Genomic DNA, 15,481 nt, shown 5'->3' on the forward strand with positions numbered 1-15,481 from the left:
AGCGTCAGTTGGACGCACCCCGGATGGTGGCGGCGTCATCGCCGCTGGTCGCGTTTTCATCGGCACCCAGCTGGGCGAGCCGGCGCGCGGCGTTGTACATGTGGTTCTGCGCGGCATTGCGCGCGGCCAGCGGGTCGCCGGCGCGGATCGCCGCGACGATGGCCTGGTGCTCCTCGCGCACCTGGCGCGAGAAGTCGGCGCGGCGCGCCTCGTTGGTACGGGTCACACGGGTCGCGGCTTCCAGGTACTGGCTGAGGAATTCCAGCGTCTTCAGGAAGTAGGGGTTGCCGGTGGCGCCGGCGATGGCGCGGTGGAAGGCCACGTCGGCGGCCACGCCGTCGCCGCCTTGCTCGACTTCCTCGTCGATGCGGGCCAGCGCGGCATCGATGGCGGCCATCGACGCATCGGTGCGGCGGCGGGCGGCCTGCGCGGCCACCTCGGCCTCGATCGCGCGGCGCAGCTCGACGATCTGCAGCACCGATTCCAGCGTGCCCGTGTCGGTGTAGTCGATGCGCAGCGGCCGGATGCCGGCCTGCAGTGTCACGAACACGCCGCTGCCCTGGCGCGACTCGACCACGCCTTCGTACTTCAGCCGGGAAATCGCCTCGCGCACCACGGTGCGGCTGACGCCGAACTCCTCGGACAGCACCGCTTCGGTGGGCAGCTTGTCGCCGCGGGCAAAGGCGCCGTTCTGGATCTTGTCCAGCAGTTGTTCGGCGACGTTGTCGGTCAGGGCGCGGGCAGGGACTTTCTGGAACATGCGGATTCCCCGGGTTATTCGGTAATCAGGTCATCATACAAATTTGCTAGAGCGATGCCGATCCCGGGAAAACCCTAGTATGGTGCGATTTGTGAAGGATTGGGGTTGCAAATGCTCCACTTTGGTGCTTCGTCGCTTGTTTTGGGTTGGCGTATCATGGGCGCCCGTCCGGGATCGCAAAGCCGGACACCTACGAATGCTCCAGCCTGACCCTAGCCAACATGCCAGTCACTGTCCTGATCTGCCCCTGGTCCGAAGCGCGTGAGCGCGCGCGCGCCATCCGTTACACCGTGTTCGTCGAAGAACAGAACGTGCCGGTGGAACTGGAATGGGATGAATGGGACGAGCCCAGCTGGCACGCACTGGCGCTGGCCGAGGACGGCACCCCGGTGGCCACGGGCCGGCTGCTGCCCGACGGCCATATCGGCCGCATGGCCGTGCTCAAGGCGGCGCGCGGGACCGGTGTCGGGGCGCAGGTGCTGCAGGCGTTGATGGAGAAGGCCGCGCAGCTGGGCTATCCGGAGCTGGTGCTCAACGCCCAGACCCATGCCGCGCCGTTCTATGCGCGCGCGGGGTTTGCCCAGTTTGGCGGGGAGTTCGAAGAGGCCGGCATCCCGCATATCGAGATGCGCAAGCGGCTGGCGGGCTGAGCGCCCGCTACCGTCAGTACCGCGGCGTTTGCACGATGCCGGTGTCGCGCGACAGGTTCAGCTTGCCGTGGTAGGACACGTCGCCGATGCGGCCAGTGGCGTCGAAGCTGCGTTCGCTCAGGTCGAAGCGGCCATCGTGCCGAACGCGCAACACCGTGCTGGCGCGGGTGCCGTATGACGGCGAGCGGATAAACGCCGACGACAGCAGTTTCTCCCACTCCGGCGCAACGCCGGTGGAAGGCAGCTCGAAATCCGCCGCCTGGCGCTCGTCGGCCAGCATCCGCAGGTATGGCTCGGCACTGGCATCGGCCCGCCCGCTGTCGCGCGCCAGCACCTCGGCCAGCGCGCCCACGCGGCTGCGCACCTTGGGCCAGGGGGTGTCGAGCAGTGCATTGGACAACCCGTACAGGCCCGGCCGCAGCTTCTGCGGCTGGCGCGAGGCCGAGCGGTTGCTGTACCACCAGAGTTCGCGCAGGTCGCTGGCGAGCAGGTTGAAACCGTTGTAGCAGCCGTCCTCGCCGGCCAGCCCGTCGAGGTAATCAAACGGCGCATGGTGGCCGCGCAGGAAGCCAGCCACCAGTTCGCCGCGCGAGCGCGCATCCGTGCGTTTCTCGGAAGGGGCGCGGTAGTTGGTCAGCGCCGCAAACCGCCCGTCGGCATTGACGCCCATCCAGGTGCCGGGCTCGCCGATGACTTCCGCCAGGTCGCGTCCGGCCAGCACTTGCGGCGCTTCCTGCCACCAGTGCGCGGCCGCCGCGGGGCGGACATAGAATTCATCGCGGTTGCCGGCGACGACCAGGGCATAGTCCGGGTGGGATTGCCAGGCAACCAGGATCAGGCACATCGTTCGACTTCCTTTGCCGACGGGGGCGCTGGGGGGCGCGGTAGTCCCGGCGTACTTCGCGTTTCGGCGGTTCCCGGACGCTACAGCACGTCCAGGTCGATAAAGTGTTCGGCCTGCCGCTCGCCGTCCACCCACTGGTCCAGCCCGCTCTGGCGCCACAGGCCGGCCAGCGTGACATCGAAGGCGGGCGGCACGTCGGCGTAGCATTCCATCCAGGTCTGCAAGCCGGCTCGGGTCTCGGGCCTGCGCATCAGCGTACCACCAATTCCGGTCGCCTCGGCAACCGTCTCCATCCAGCGGTGCCAGAGCGGCATCGCTTCGGCGGCGGCGGCTTCGGGCACGCGGAAATAGACGAACAGGTGGTCGCTCATGGAGGGGCCCCGTTTCAAAAAGTCAGCCCGCCGCCTGGGCAGCATCGCCCAGCGGCACGTCGTAAGGCAGGGTGGCAGTCGCCAGCGCCGGGCCTTCTGCGCTGCCCAGCCGCAGCGTGCTCCCGGCGGCGTCGATCTTCAGCTCGGCCAGGCCGGCCCAGCCGCCCTGCGGCGCGGGCGCGGCATTGACGATCATGCCGCACGGCTGGCCGGGATCTTCCGGCCGGTAGATCTCCGCGGCGGGCGCCGGCACCTCGCCGTCGCCCTGCACCAGCCACATGCGGCGCTTGAGCGTGCCGCGGTACTGGCTGCGCGCCACGATTTCCTGGCCCGGGTAGCAGCCCTTGCGGAAATTCACGCCGCCGACCAGTTCGAAATTGATCATCTGCGGCACGAACTGTTCCTGCGTCGCGGCGACGATGCGGGGCAGGCCGGATTGCACCTCCAGCCAGTCCCACAGCGCCGGCGGCGCCTCGTGCAGCTTGCCGGCGAGCGCCGCGCGCACGGCGTCGGCGCGCCCGGCCGGCACCACCAGTTGCCAGCGCGGCTGGCCGGCGGCGTCCGGCAGGCGGATCACGGTGATGCCGTCAGCCTCGGCCACGCCAAAGGCGGCTTCCGGCGTCGGCAGGTTTGCGGCAGCCAGCGCGGCTGCGCCACCGGCGCCCGCCACGCCGATGACGGCGCTGGTGGGCGAGATATCGGAGAGCCTGGCCTTGGCGCGCAACACGAACATCGACAGTCGCTTCTGCACCGCAGGCTGGATATCGGCAGACAGCTGCAACACGATGCCTTCGGCATCACGCCACATCAGGAAGGTGGCCAGCAGGCGCCCCTTGGGCGAACAGTAGCCAGCCAGGCGCGCGGTGCCCGGCTCCAGGTCTTCAACCCCATTGGTGAGCTGGGTGTGCAGGAAGCTGGCGGCATCGTCGCCTGCCACGCGGATCAGTCCGAGCCCGGCGGGGGCACAGACGATTCCGCCGGCCTGCAAGGATTCAAGGCTGGCGGCGAGTTCCGGGGCTTGGGCATTCATCACTGGCATTGCGAAATTGTGGCGATCGTCGGGACGGATTGTCGGGACAAAGCGGGTTGGAAAGGCACCGATGGCGGCGCGCGCGGCCGGGGTGCGCAAGCGGCGCCGGAGCCGCCGCGCATGGTCGGTGCGAGGCTGCCGGTTATTATATGGGGCTACGAGATTTTCGGCCGGGGCCGGCGCCGCTGCGGCGGTGCGACAGCGCTCCGAGGGCGTTCGGAGGGCGGTAAGCACTGTCCTGGACCACCCGCGCCGCCGTCTCGCCCCTGATCCTGATACATGAAACGTTTTTTCCTTCGCCTGGGCCTGGCCGTCCTGGTACTCGCGCTGGCGGCAGCCGGCGGCTTTGCGTGGTGGGCCAATCACCCGCTGGCGCTGAACCGTTCGCCGGTAGAAGTGGTGATCAAGCCCAGTTCCGGCGTGGCCAGCGTCGGCCGTCAGATCCAGCGCGGCGGCGTCGGCATGGATCCGCGGCTGTTCGCGTTGCTGGTGCGCCTGACCGGGCACGGCCCCGACCTGAAGGCCGGGGGCTATGAATTCGAGACCGGCGCCACGCCGCTGTCCGTGATGGGCAAGCTGGTGCGTGGCGAAGTCACGCACTATGTGGTCACCGTGATCGAGGGCTGGGAATTCCGCAAGATGCGCGCGGCGGTCGATGCCAGCCCCGCGCTGCGCCACGAGACGCGCGACATGTCCGACGCGGAGCTGATGAAGGCGATCGGCGCCGCCGAGACTTCGCCCGAGGGGCTGTTCTTTCCGGACACCTACCTGTTTGCGCGCGGCAGCAGCGATATCGACCTGTACAAGCACGCCTACCGCGCCATGCAGCGCCGCCTCAACGAGGCCTGGAACGCACGCGCGCCCGACCTGCCGTACAAGTCCCCGTACGAAGCGCTGGTGATGGCATCGATCGTGGAAAAGGAAACCGGGCAGGCAGCCGAGCGCCCGATGATTGCCGCGGTGTTTATCAACCGCCTGCGCAAGAACATGATGCTGCAGACCGACCCGACCGTGATCTACGGCCTGGGCGAAGCTTTTGACGGCGACCTGCGCAAGCGCGACCTGCAGGCCGACACCCCGTACAATACGTACACCCGCACCGGCCTGCCGCCCACGCCGATCGCGTTGCCGGGCCTGGCCTCGCTGGCGGCGGCCACCGCGCCGGCGCCGTCCGATGCGCTGTACTTCGTCGCCCGCGGCGACGGCAGCAGCCATTTCTCCAACTCGCTACCTGAACACAACCGCGCGGTCGACAAATACCAGCGCGGCAAATAGGCATTCCATGCGCGGAAAATTCATCACCTTCGAAGGCATCGACGGCGCCGGCAAGAGCACCCATATCGACTGGGTGGCGGCAAGGCTGCGTGAGCGCGCCGGCATTCCCGCAGTGGTCACCACCCGCGAGCCGGGCGGCACGCCGCTGGGCGAAGACCTGCGCCAGCTGCTGCTGCACCGGAAAATGCACCTCGAGACCGAGGCGCTGCTGATGTTCGCGGCGCGGCGCGAGCATATCGCCGAGGTCATCGCTCCCGCGCTGGCGCGCGGCGAATGGGTGATCTCCGACCGCTTTACGGACGCGACCTTTGCCTACCAGGGCGGGGGCAGGGGCCTGCCGACGCAGCGGCTGGAAGTCCTGGAAAAATGGGTGCAGGACGGGCTCCAGCCGGACCTGACGCTACTGTTCGACGTGCCGCTGGAAACCGCCAGCGAGCGGCTGGCCGGGGCCCGTGCGCCGGACAAGTTCGAGGCGGAATCGCGTGCGTTCTTCCAGCGCACCCGCGATGAGTACCTGCGCCGTGCCGCCGCGGCGCCGGGGCGCTTCCGCGTGATCGACGCCACGCGCAGCATCGAGGCGATTCGCGAGGAACTTGAACAAATCATCGCAAGCCTTTGATCAGGCAGAACCATATGCAGACGATGATGGCGGCGCCTTGCACTGTTGCGCGCCCCGCAATAACGCGGTCTGCTAAGCCAATACGTCAAATACCGCGGCTAACCCACTGATTCACATGCTCTATCCCTGGCAGAAGGAAGACTGGAAACGGCTCGGCATCCTGCGCGAACGGCTGCCGCATGCGCTGCTGATCCATGGCCAGCAAGGCATCGGCAAGCGCGACCTGGCGCTGCATTTCGCCCAGGGGCTGCTGTGCGAGGCAGCGCTGCCTGACGGCCAGCCCTGCGGCCAATGCTCGGCCTGCCACTGGTTCAGCCAGGGCAACCACCCCGATTTCACCGTGGTGCGCCCGGAGGCGCTGGACGCCTCGGCCGAGCCCGATACCGACGAAGGCGGCAAGAAAAAAGCGCCGAGCAAGATCATCCGCATGGAGCAGGTACGCGCGTTGATCGATGCCGTTGGCGTTGGCACGCACCGGGCCGGCCTGCGCGTGGTGGTGGTGTATCCGCTCGATGCGCTGCAGACCGAGGGCGCCAACGCGCTGCTGAAGACGCTGGAGGAACCGCCGCCGTCGACCGTATTCCTGCTGGTGACCGATCGGCTCGACCGTATCCTGCCGACCATCCTGTCGCGCTGCCGCCAGTTTTCGGCGCAACGCCCGACGCCGGAGGCCGCGCTTGCGTGGCTGCAGCGCCAGGGCGTTGCCGATGCCGAAGCGCAGCTGGCCCAGGCCGGCGGCTCGCCACTGACGGCGTTGCACGCGGCCGAGGCCGAGGAGCAACCGCTGCAACGCCTGCTGGTCAGCCAGCTGGGTGCGGGCGCCGCGTTCGACGCCTCCGCCGCCGCCGAACAACTGCAGAAGCTGCCGGTGCCCGCCGTGCTTGGCATCCTGCAGCGCTGGACGTACGATCTGCTGAAGCTGCGGCTGGATGCCGCCGGCAGCACCGCGCCGCGGTATTTCCCCAAGGAGCGCGTCGCGCTGGCGCGCTGTGCCGCGGCAACCGACGCGCACCGGCTGCAGGCGTATGCGACGCGGCTGACCGCGCACCGCCGCAGCGAGAACCATCCGCTGGCGGCGCGGCTGGTGATGGAAGCGGTATTCCTGGAGTACCGGCAGCTGTTCCGATAGCTGTTCCGATAGCTGTTCCGATAAGGCAGCGCCATTGCAGGACAAAGCCAAAACAACAAAGCAACATCGTCATTCAGGGGGTCAACCATGAACACTGCAGTGACCGGGGCACCACCGGCCGCCCCGCTGGGCGCGCCGACCGGCAGCGGCGCCGCATCGCGTCCCAATGTGCTGTCCTTGTCGATCAAGGACCAGGCCGGACTGTACGCGGCCTATATGCCTTTCCTGGCGCGCGGCGGCATTTTCGTGCCGTCGAACCGGCCGTTCCGGTTGGGCGAGCAAGTGTTCCTGGTGCTGTCCCTGCTGGACCGGCCGCAGAAGTACCAGATCGCAGGCCAGGTGGCCTGGATCACCCCGGCGGGCACGCCGATGAAGACCCCCGGCGTCGGCGTACACTTCCCCGACGACGACAACGGGCGCAACCTGCGCCGTGCGGTGGAGGAAATCCTGGGCAAGCTGCTGGAGTCCGGACGGCCCACCCAAACCTTATGAAGATTGCGAAGATCGTTTCGCAGTGTATTGATTGTTAATGAATTCTTCCCGTTTTTCCCTGCGTATTGCCGAGCCCCGCGACCTGCCGGGCATCGTGGCGATCTATAACAGCACCGTGCCCTCGCGCATGGTCACCGCCGACACGGAACCCGTCACCGTGGCCTCGCGCCAGGCCTGGTTCGACGCCCACCAGCCGGGGCGCCGCCCGCTATGGGTGTGCGAGGATGCCGATGGCCGCATGGCCGGCTGGATGAGCTTCTCCGATTTCTATGGCCGCCCGGCCTATGGCGGTACTGCCGAGGTCTCGATCTACCTGGACGCCGAGCGCCGCGGCCAGGGGCTGGGCCGCTACCTGCTGCAGCAGGCCATCGACCATGCGCCCGCCGTTGGCGTGAATACGCTGCTCGGTTTCATCTTTGGCCACAATGCCCCCAGCCTGGGCCTGTTCGACGCGATGGGCTTTACCCGTTGGGGCGACCTGCCGCGCGTGGCCGTGCTGGACGGCGTCGAGCGCGACCTGATCATCCTCGGCCGCCGCGTGGATGGCGAGCAGCAGGCCTGAGCAGCCGAGAACCAGAGATTTCCCATGTTTGTTGATTCCCACTGCCATATCGATTTCCCCGAGCTGGCCGCGCGCCTGCCCGAACTGCTGGACAACATGCGCGCCAACCAGGTCACGCATGCGCTGTGCATCTCGGTGACACTGGAGGACTTCCCGCGCGTGCTGGCGCTGGCCGAGCAGCATCCCAACCTGTATGCCTCGGTCGGTGTGCACCCCGACTATGAAGAGGGCGAGGACCCATCCGTCGAGCGTTTGGTTGCGTTGTCGGCGCATCCGCGCGTGGTCGGCACCGGCGAGACCGGGCTGGACTACTACCGCCTGAACGGCCGCAGCATCGCCGACATGGAATGGCAGCGCGAACGCTTTCGTAACCATATCCGCGCCGCGCGCCAGACCGGCAAGCCGCTGATCATCCATACCCGTTCGTCCGCCGACGACACGCTGCGCGTGATGCGCGAGGAAAACGCGGGCGAAGCCGGCGGCGTGATGCACTGCTTCACCGAAACCTGGGACGTCGCCCGCCAGGCGCTGGACCAGGGCTTCCATATCTCGTTTTCCGGCATCGTCACCTTCAAGAGCGCCGCCGACCTGCAGGAAACCGCGCGCAAGGTGCCGCTCGACCGCATGCTGATCGAGACCGATTCGCCCTACCTGGCGCCGGTGCCATACCGCGGCAAGACCAACGAGCCGGCGTGGGTGCGCCACGTGGGCGAGTTCATCGCGCAGCTGCGCGGGGAGCCGGTGGCGCAGGTGGCGGAGCAGACTACGGAGAATTTCTTTAACCTATTCAAGCACATCGACAGGAATGCTCATGTTTGACCTGAAGTTTGTCCGCCGCGCAGCGGGCGCCCTGGTGCTCGCGGCGGCCACGCTGGCGCAGGCGGCGCCCGCCGACGACATGCGCAAGGCGGTCGAATTCGACGACGCCAATACCGTCAAGAAGCTCCTGGCCAAGGGCGTCGATCCCAATATCGTCGACAGCCGCGGCAACCCGGCCCTGGTGCTGGCACTGCGCGAGAAGTCGCTCAAGGCGGCGACGGTGCTGATCCGCGCCAAGGACATCGATTTCGACAAGGCCAACCCCGCCGGCGAGACCCCGCTGATGATGGCGGCGCTGCAGGGCCAGCTCGACATGGTCAAGCTGATGGTCGACGAGATGGAGGCCGAGATCAACAAGACCGGCTGGACCCCGCTGCACTACGCGGCCACCAACGGCCATAACAACGTGGTCAAGTACCTGGTCGACCATGCCGCGTATATCGACGCCGAGTCGCCCAACGGCAGCACGCCGCTGATGATGGCCGCGCGCGGCGGCCATATCGAGACCGTGAAGCTGCTGCTGGACGAAGGCGCCGACATGCGCCTGAAGAACCAGCAGGGCATGACCGTGATCGACTTTGCCGAACGCTACAACCACGCCGAAATCGCCAACGGCCTGAAGTCGCGCTGGCAGAAGATGTATCCGCAGACGCCGATCGTGCCGGCGCCGCCGCTGAAGGCGCCCACGGGCACCCCGGGTGGCCAGCGTCCCGCCACCGCGCCGGCCGCGCCGCAGACCAAGGGCTGGTAAGGGCTGCTAAGGGCTGGCAGCGCGCCCCGGCATGGATGCCGCACCAGCCCCGGCCGCGCCAGGCCGCCTGCGCCAATGGGCGCGGCGGCTCAAGGCCAGCCTGCTGACGCTGTGGTTCTGCAGCCGCCACCCCGGCACGCCGTGGGGCGCGCGGCTGCTGGCGGTGCTGGTGGTCGGCTATGCCTTCAGCCCGATCGACCTGATTCCCGATTTCATCCCGGTGCTGGGTTACCTCGACGACGTGGTCCTGGTGCCGCTGGGCATCTGGCTGGCGTTGCGGATGATCCCGCCTGCGGTCACCGAGGAATGCCGTGGCCGTGCCGAGGCCTGGCAGGCCACCCATGCGCAACGGCCGCGCAATCGCGCGGCCGCCGTGGTCATCGTGCTGTTGTGGGTCCTGCTGGCGTGGCTGTCGTGGCGCTGGCTGACGCCGCGCTGAGCCGGAACCGCCCGACGGCAGCTAGACGTCGTCCGCCAACCGCACGCCGGTGAACTGCCAGCGCTGGTGCGGGTAGAAGAAATTGCGGTAGGTCGCCCGGATATGCGATTCGGGCGTGACGCACGACCCGCCGCGCAGCACCATCTGGCCGCTCATGAACTTGCCGTTGTACTCGCCGACCGCCCCGGCGTTGGGGCGGAAGCCAGGGTAGGGCAGGAAGGCGCTGCCGGTCCATTCCCAGACGTCGCCGAACATCTGGCGCAACACGCCGGAAGTGTTCTGCCGGTCCGGCAGCGGCCGCAGCGCGCGGCCTTCGACAAAATTCCCCGTCGCCGGCAGGCTGCGCGCGGCTTGCTCCCATTCGGCTTCAGTCGGCAGCCGGCGCTCGGCCCAGCGCGCAAAGGCGTCGGCTTCATAGAAGCTGATGTGTGTGACCGGGCTGTCAGGGTCGACCGGATGCATGCCGCGCAGCGTCATCTGCCACCACGTACCCTCACGCGCTTCCCAGTACTCCGGCGCCTGGACGCCTTGCTCGCAGACCCAGCGCCAGCCATCCGACAGCCACAGGCCGGCGGTCTGGTAGCCGCCGTCGTCGATGAACTCGAACCACTGGCGGTTGCTCACCGGATGCGAGCACAGGGTAAAGGGCTGCAGGTAGACCTTGTGGCGCGGGCCCTCGCAGTCAAAGGCAAAGGTGTCGCCGCGATGGCCAATCTCGACCACGCCGCCGTCGAAGCCGATCCAGTCGGGCGCCGGGCGCGGATCGGCGATCACCGGCTCGGGCAGCTCCGGCGCAAAGGCCGGTCGCAGCGGGTTCTGGGCGAACAGGTGCAGGATGTCGGTCAGCAACAGTTCCTGGTGCTGCTGCTCATGCTGCAGGCCCAGCGTGATCAGCGCGGCCTCGGCGTCGGTCTGGGCGCTGCCGAGCAGCGCCATCATCGATTCGTCGACGGCCTCGCGGTAGGCCAGCACCTCGTCCAGCGACGGGCGCGTCAGCAGCCCGCGCCGCGGGCGCGGATGGCGCGGGCCGACCGCTTCGTAATAGGAGTTGAACAGGTATCGGTAGTCCGGATCCACCGGCTCGTAGTCGGGGATGCGCGCGGCCAGCACGAATTCCTCGAAGAACCAGGTGGTGTGCGCCAGGTGCCATTTTGCCGGGCTGGCGTCGTCCATCGACTGCACGGTGGCATCGGCATCGGACACGTCGGCCACCAGCGTCTCGGTGCTGGCGCGGACGTGGCGATACTGCGATAGCAGGGCGGGTTCGTGCGGGGGATGGAGGGCGGCGGCGGGCAACAGGGCTGAAGTCATGCGGGCTCCCGGGTATGGATCGATCGATGACTGCGGCCGGCCGGCGCTTGCCTTGCTGCCTGCGCCAGCGTGCCGCCAATGGCACGCGGGGCGCCGTAGCGCCCCGATCCATCATAGACCCGATCCGTTGCCGGAGCGAGCAGGCGCCGTCCTACAAGGCGCGTAGCTGCTTGCTGGCTTCAGATGGCCGATCAGGCGGCCAGCCGGGTAGCGTCGTTCAGCGCCGCGGCTTCGGTGCGGGCGTTGGCCAGGCCGGCTTCGCGGAACTGCGGACCCATGGCCAGGCCGTGGGCGCGCACGTAGGTGATGTCGGTGATGCCGAGGAAGCGCAGCACCACGTCGACGGTGACTTCGTGCAGGTCCAGCGCGCTGGCGTCCTGGCGCACGCCGCCGCGCGACGACACCACAATCACGCGCTTGCCGCCGGCCAGTCCGACGGGGCCGTTCTCGGTGTACTTGAAGGTGCGGCCAGCCTGCGCGATGCGGTCGAACCAGGCCTTGAGCTGGCTCGGGATGCCGAAGTTGTACTGCGGCGCGCCAAGCACCAGCACGTCGGCGGCGAGGAACTCGGCCAGGAACTGCTCGGTGCGCTCCAGCTCGGCTTGCTGCACGGCGCTCAGGCCATCCTTGGGACCGCCCAGAACCGGCAGCAGGTTGCCCGACAGGTGCGCCGGCGCATCCTGGTCCAGGTCGCGCACGGTGACCTTGGCTTGCGGGTTGGCGGCGACGAGGTCGGCCACCACGCTGGCGGTCAGGGTGCGCGAAACGGAGTTGTCGCCGAGGACGCTGGAATCGATCTGCAGGATGTTCATGTCTTTCTCCACGAAGGTGCGGTTGCGATGGAGGAAAGATACTGGCTGGCCATTGGTATCGGTAGTGAGGCAAAATGCAAATGATTGTTCTATCGGTGCAACGCCCACCCGTTTCGGCGTGCGGAGCCTCCATGCAAGATCTCAACGACCTGTCCCTGTTTGCGCAGGTGGTGGAACACGGCAGCTTTTCGGCGGCCAGCCGCGCCACCGGCGTGCCCAAGTCGCGCCTGAGCCGGCGTATCGCCCAGCTTGAGCGCGACCTAGGCGTGCAGCTGTTGCGCCGGACTACGCGCCAGGTGCGCGTGACGCCGCTTGGCGAATCGTTCTACGAACGCTGCCGCGCCATGCTCAACGAAGCCGAGGCCGCGCGTGAAGTGATCGAGCAGGCGCGCGAGCAGCCCGGCGGCACGTTGCGCGTCAGCTGTCCGGTGGCGATCGCGCAGATCCTGCTGGCGCCGGCCATCGGGCATTTCATGCGTGCCAACCCGGCGGTGCGCATCGAACTGGAGGCCACCAACCGGCGTGTCGATGTGATCGCCGAGGGCTTCGACCTGGCGCTGCGCGTGCGCGAGGTGATGGAAGACTCGAGCCTCGCCGTGCGCACCTTCGGCGAGAGCCAGCTGATGCTGGTGGCCAGCCCCGGGCTGCTCGACAGCATCGGCCGGCCGCGCACGCCGCAGGCGCTTGACGGCATGCCCGGCGTGGGCCAGCACCCGCATGACGGCAAGCATGTCTGGACGCTGCGCTGCAAGCCCGGCGAGACCATCCAGATCGCCTATGACCCGCGCCTGGTCACCGATGAATTCGCGCTGCTGCGCGAGGCCGCGATCGCCGGCGTGGGCGTGGCCATGCTGCCGCGCATGTACTGCCGCGACGCCATCGACAGCGGCCAGCTCGAACTGCTGCTGCCGCAGTACGAGATGCCGGTCGGCATGCTGCACGCGGTGTTCCCCTCGCGCAAGGGCGTCACGCCGGCGACCCGGCGCTTCCTCGATTTCCTGGGCGAGATCCTGCCCGAGTGCGCGCGCAAGGTCGGCATGGTCGAACCGAGGCAGCCCGCCATGCACAGGGTGGTCTGAGCACCGCGCGCAAGTTCGACAATTGCGGCTTTACCTTCACGCCGGCTCGCACTAAGGTACAGGGGCGGCACCTGGGCGTGAGGGTAAAGGCGCATGGCAGGGCCGGACCGTTCCCGTACAACTCGGCAAGGAGAATGGCCATGGGTGGCTCTCAGGGTTCCCAGGACTTGGGCAAGGCGCTGCTGCGCATCGTGCTTGGCGTGCTGATCCTGATGCACGGCATCGCGAAGGTGACTGGCGCATCCGGCATCGGTTTCGTGTCGAAGGTGGTCGCGGATGCGGGATTGCCGGCCTGGGTCGCCTACGGTGTCTATATCGGCGAGCTGGTGGCGCCGATCCTGCTGATCATCGGGCTGTGGAGCCGGCTGGCGGCGATCGTCGTCGCCGTCAACATGCTGTTTGCGATGTTCCTGGTGCACGCCAAGCAGTTCGGCATGCTGGCCGATACCGGCGGCTGGGCGCTGGAGCTGCAGGGCATGTTCCTTGGCGCCGCGCTGGCCGTGGCGTTGTTGGGCGCGGGCCGTCTCAGCGTGGGCGGCATCAACGGCAAGCTCAACTAGCTTCCTGCCGAATTGACGCCGCGCGGCATCGTGGCGTTCCGGTGCCGTGGGTGGGCGAGGGTGCTGCGCGGACGCATGACCGTGGCCTCTGGAGACGTATCGTGAAATCCTTCCGGCTGTCCTTTTCGCTGGTGGCGGTGGCGCTGACCGTTGCAGGCTGCGCCAGCGCCCCCGACATCAAGACCGACTACAACCGCTCGGCCAACTTCAGCGCCTACCGCAGCTTCGGCTTCGTCGAGCAGCTGGGCACCGACCGACAGGGATACGAAAGCCTGACCACCCAGTACCTGAAGGGCGCGGTGCAGCGCGAGATGACCGCGCGCGGCTACCGCTACGCGCAGCAGTCGCCCGACCTTCTGGTCAACTTCAACGCGCGCTTGCAAGAGAAGGTCCAGGTCAGCCCGGCACCGGCGCCGATGATGGGCTACTACGGCTATCGCGGCGGCCTCTATGCGCCGTGGCCCGGCTACGGCTTCTACAACGACGTCTATACCTACACCGAAGGCACGCTCAATATCGACCTGGTCGATGCCCGCGAGAAGAAGCTGGTGTGGGAAGGCGTGGCGGTGGGCAGCGTGGATACCGGCGACAAGGCCGATGCGCAGCAGCGCATCGACAAGGTTGTCGGGCAGATCTTTGCCAAGTATCCGTTCCGCGCGGGGCAATAGCCCGCTCCAGGCCGCTCCAGGCCGCGCTAGCCGGGGCGCGGCGCGCGCTCGATCGCCTCGGCGATAAAGGCGTCGACGGGTTTCGGCGCCGACCACAGGTAGCCCTGGCCGAGCGGGCAGCGCAGCGCGCGCAGGGCCGCGCGCTGACTTTCCGTTTCCACGCCTTCGGCCACGCATTCCAGCCCCAGGTCGCGCGCCATCGCGATCATGTGGCGGCAAATGGCTTCGCGCTGGCCGTGGCCGTCGATCTCCGCGACGACATAGCGGTCCAGCTTGAGCTGGGTGAAGGGCAGGTCCGCCAGCAGCCTGAGCGTGGCAATGCCGATGCCGAAATCGTCGATCGCCACGCCGTAGCCCTTCAGCCGCAGCCGGTTCAGCGCGACCGACAGCGCCACGTCGTCACGGACGGGATACCCCTCGGTCAGTTCCACCGTCAATGCGCGCGGCGGCACGCCGCTGGCCGCCACCAGCGTATCGAGCTGGTCCAGCACGGCGGGCCGGCACAGGGTTTGCGCCGAGGCGTTGATGCCCAGCGCAATGTCGATGCCCGCCGCGTGCAACTGCCGCTGTGCCGCCAGGCACTCGCGCGCGATGAAGGCAAAGACCGGGTCGGCGGCATCCAGCGCTTCCAGGCGCGGAATAAAGGCATCGGGACGCAACAGCCCATGGACCGGATGGCGCCAGCGCACCAGCGCTTCGGCGCCGGCCAGCCGGCCGCTGGCGAGATCGTGCTGCGGCTGCAGCATCAGCAGCAGCCCGTCGCCTGAGCGCGCCGCGGCGGTCAGCTCGGCATCGTCGGGCGACCAGGCGGGCAATTGTGCGTCGTCGCCCGGCCCGGGCGCGAGCGCGGCGGCCAGGATCTCTTCCACGGCATCGCGCGACAGCGGCTTGCGCAGCGCATGCACGCGCGCAATGCCGGCGGCATGCGCCAGGCTCCGGTTCGATTCCAGGATGTCTTCGGCCAGCGCCGTGACCCAGACCCACACCGGCGGTGCCCCGGCAAATGCCTGCGCGCCGCGGCGGTGCAGGTCGGCGATCAGTTCGGGGCCGTTGCAGCCGGGCATCTCGATGTCGCACAGTACCGCGTCGAATACCTGGCCGCCGAGCAGGGCGGCGGCCTCATTGCCGCTTTCGGCGCAAACCACGGCTTGCACGCCCAATTGCCGCAGCAGTCCCTCGGCCGCGAGCCGCTGGAACGGGTGGTCTTCGACGACGAGAATGCGCAACGTGGCGAAGCGGATCGGCATGGGGAGGGGAGGGCGCGGCGCGCGCATCCTGGCATGGTAGCGCGGCACCGGCGCGTCGGCCAG

Annotated in this window: 19 protein-coding genes; 12 read left to right on the plus strand and 7 right to left on the minus strand. The window is 68.1% G+C overall.

Features of this window, described 5'->3' with window-relative positions:
• Positions 1-4 precede the first annotated feature (4 nt).
• Positions 5-760: a FadR/GntR family transcriptional regulator gene (locus LPA45_RS06965; protein WP_116320964.1), complete on the minus strand. Its 756-nt coding sequence runs from the start codon at positions 758-760 to the stop codon at positions 5-7.
• Between the two features lie 221 nt (positions 761-981).
• On the opposite strand from LPA45_RS06965, the gene LPA45_RS06970 reads away from it, so the two are divergent.
• Entirely contained in the window at positions 982-1,410 is a 429-nt protein-coding gene (locus LPA45_RS06970) for a GNAT family N-acetyltransferase (protein ID WP_116321070.1), read from the plus strand.
• Between the two features lie 13 nt (positions 1,411-1,423).
• On the opposite strand, the gene LPA45_RS06975 is transcribed toward LPA45_RS06970, so the two are convergent.
• The 3 genes from LPA45_RS06975 to LPA45_RS06985 form a co-directional block, all read right to left on the minus strand.
• Positions 1,424-2,254, minus strand: a complete 831-nt coding sequence (locus LPA45_RS06975) for an NRDE family protein (RefSeq protein ID WP_116320963.1) — start codon at positions 2,252-2,254, stop codon at positions 1,424-1,426.
• A gap of 80 nt (positions 2,255-2,334) precedes the next feature.
• Positions 2,335-2,625, minus strand: coding sequence for a DUF4936 family protein (locus tag LPA45_RS06980; protein WP_116320962.1), 291 nt, complete (start codon positions 2,623-2,625; stop codon positions 2,335-2,337).
• Positions 2,626-2,647: 22 nt separating this feature from the next.
• Positions 2,648-3,754 carry a YgfZ/GcvT domain-containing protein gene (locus tag LPA45_RS06985; protein ID WP_376790636.1) on the minus strand — a complete coding sequence of 369 codons (1,107 nt, stop codon included), beginning with the start codon at positions 3,752-3,754 and terminating at the stop codon, positions 2,648-2,650.
• A gap of 180 nt (positions 3,755-3,934) precedes the next feature.
• On the opposite strand from LPA45_RS06985, the gene mltG reads away from it, so the two are divergent.
• The 8 genes from mltG (at position 3,935) to LPA45_RS07025 (ending at position 9,741) form a co-directional block, all read left to right on the plus strand.
• Positions 3,935-4,930 carry an endolytic transglycosylase MltG gene (mltG, locus tag LPA45_RS06990; protein ID WP_116320961.1) on the plus strand — a complete coding sequence of 332 codons (996 nt, stop codon included), beginning with the start codon at positions 3,935-3,937 and terminating at the stop codon, positions 4,928-4,930.
• A 7-nt stretch (positions 4,931-4,937) separates the two neighbouring features.
• Positions 4,938-5,549 carry a dTMP kinase gene (gene tmk / locus LPA45_RS06995; RefSeq protein ID WP_116320960.1) on the plus strand — a complete coding sequence of 204 codons (612 nt, stop codon included), beginning with the start codon at positions 4,938-4,940 and terminating at the stop codon, positions 5,547-5,549.
• Positions 5,550-5,664: 115 nt separating this feature from the next.
• Entirely contained in the window at positions 5,665-6,678 is a 1,014-nt protein-coding gene (locus tag LPA45_RS07000; protein ID WP_317922083.1) for a DNA polymerase III subunit delta', read from the plus strand.
• A gap of 87 nt (positions 6,679-6,765) precedes the next feature.
• Positions 6,766-7,170, plus strand: a complete 405-nt coding sequence (locus LPA45_RS07005) for a PilZ domain-containing protein (protein WP_116320958.1) — start codon at positions 6,766-6,768, stop codon at positions 7,168-7,170.
• A 37-nt stretch (positions 7,171-7,207) separates the two neighbouring features.
• Positions 7,208-7,732 (plus strand): GNAT family N-acetyltransferase, encoded by a 525-nt coding sequence (locus LPA45_RS07010; RefSeq protein ID WP_116320957.1) that lies wholly within the window; start codon positions 7,208-7,210, stop codon positions 7,730-7,732.
• A 24-nt stretch (positions 7,733-7,756) separates the two neighbouring features.
• Positions 7,757-8,551 carry a TatD family hydrolase gene (locus tag LPA45_RS07015; RefSeq protein WP_116320956.1) on the plus strand — a complete coding sequence of 265 codons (795 nt, stop codon included), beginning with the start codon at positions 7,757-7,759 and terminating at the stop codon, positions 8,549-8,551.
• Positions 8,544-9,302 (plus strand): ankyrin repeat domain-containing protein, encoded by a 759-nt coding sequence (locus LPA45_RS07020; RefSeq protein ID WP_116320955.1) that lies wholly within the window; start codon positions 8,544-8,546, stop codon positions 9,300-9,302. The genes LPA45_RS07015 and LPA45_RS07020 overlap by 8 nt, the downstream gene beginning before the upstream one ends.
• A gap of 31 nt (positions 9,303-9,333) precedes the next feature.
• Positions 9,334-9,741 carry a YkvA family protein gene (locus LPA45_RS07025; RefSeq protein WP_116320954.1) on the plus strand — a complete coding sequence of 136 codons (408 nt, stop codon included), beginning with the start codon at positions 9,334-9,336 and terminating at the stop codon, positions 9,739-9,741.
• A gap of 21 nt (positions 9,742-9,762) precedes the next feature.
• On the opposite strand, the gene egtB is transcribed toward LPA45_RS07025, so the two are convergent.
• The gene (gene egtB, locus LPA45_RS07030) at positions 9,763-11,052 is read right to left on the minus strand and encodes an ergothioneine biosynthesis protein EgtB (protein WP_116320953.1); all 1,290 of its coding nucleotides are present in this window, start codon (positions 11,050-11,052) and stop codon (positions 9,763-9,765) included.
• Between the two features lie 191 nt (positions 11,053-11,243).
• Positions 11,244-11,864, minus strand: coding sequence for an FMN-dependent NADH-azoreductase (locus LPA45_RS07035; protein WP_116320952.1), 621 nt, complete (start codon positions 11,862-11,864; stop codon positions 11,244-11,246).
• Between the two features lie 131 nt (positions 11,865-11,995).
• On the opposite strand from LPA45_RS07035, the gene LPA45_RS07040 reads away from it, so the two are divergent.
• From LPA45_RS07040 to LPA45_RS07050, 3 genes are all read left to right on the plus strand, one after another.
• Complete coding sequence (locus LPA45_RS07040) at positions 11,996-12,943, plus strand: LysR family transcriptional regulator (RefSeq protein ID WP_116320951.1); 948 nt, start codon at positions 11,996-11,998, stop codon at positions 12,941-12,943.
• Between the two features lie 140 nt (positions 12,944-13,083).
• On the plus strand, positions 13,084-13,503 hold the full coding sequence (locus LPA45_RS07045; RefSeq protein ID WP_116320950.1) for a DoxX family protein: 420 nt from the start codon (positions 13,084-13,086) through the stop codon (positions 13,501-13,503).
• A gap of 101 nt (positions 13,504-13,604) precedes the next feature.
• Entirely contained in the window at positions 13,605-14,171 is a 567-nt protein-coding gene (locus LPA45_RS07050; RefSeq protein WP_116320949.1) for a DUF4136 domain-containing protein, read from the plus strand.
• A gap of 26 nt (positions 14,172-14,197) precedes the next feature.
• Here LPA45_RS07050 and LPA45_RS07055 read toward each other — a convergent pair whose 3' ends face one another.
• Positions 14,198-15,418, minus strand: a complete 1,221-nt coding sequence (locus LPA45_RS07055; protein WP_367395014.1) for an EAL domain-containing protein — start codon at positions 15,416-15,418, stop codon at positions 14,198-14,200.
• Positions 15,419-15,481 lie beyond the last annotated feature (63 nt).

Origin of the sequence: Cupriavidus sp. Agwp_2, assembly GCF_040784895.1 — a bacterium.
Lineage (GTDB): Bacteria > Pseudomonadota > Gammaproteobacteria > Burkholderiales > Burkholderiaceae > Cupriavidus.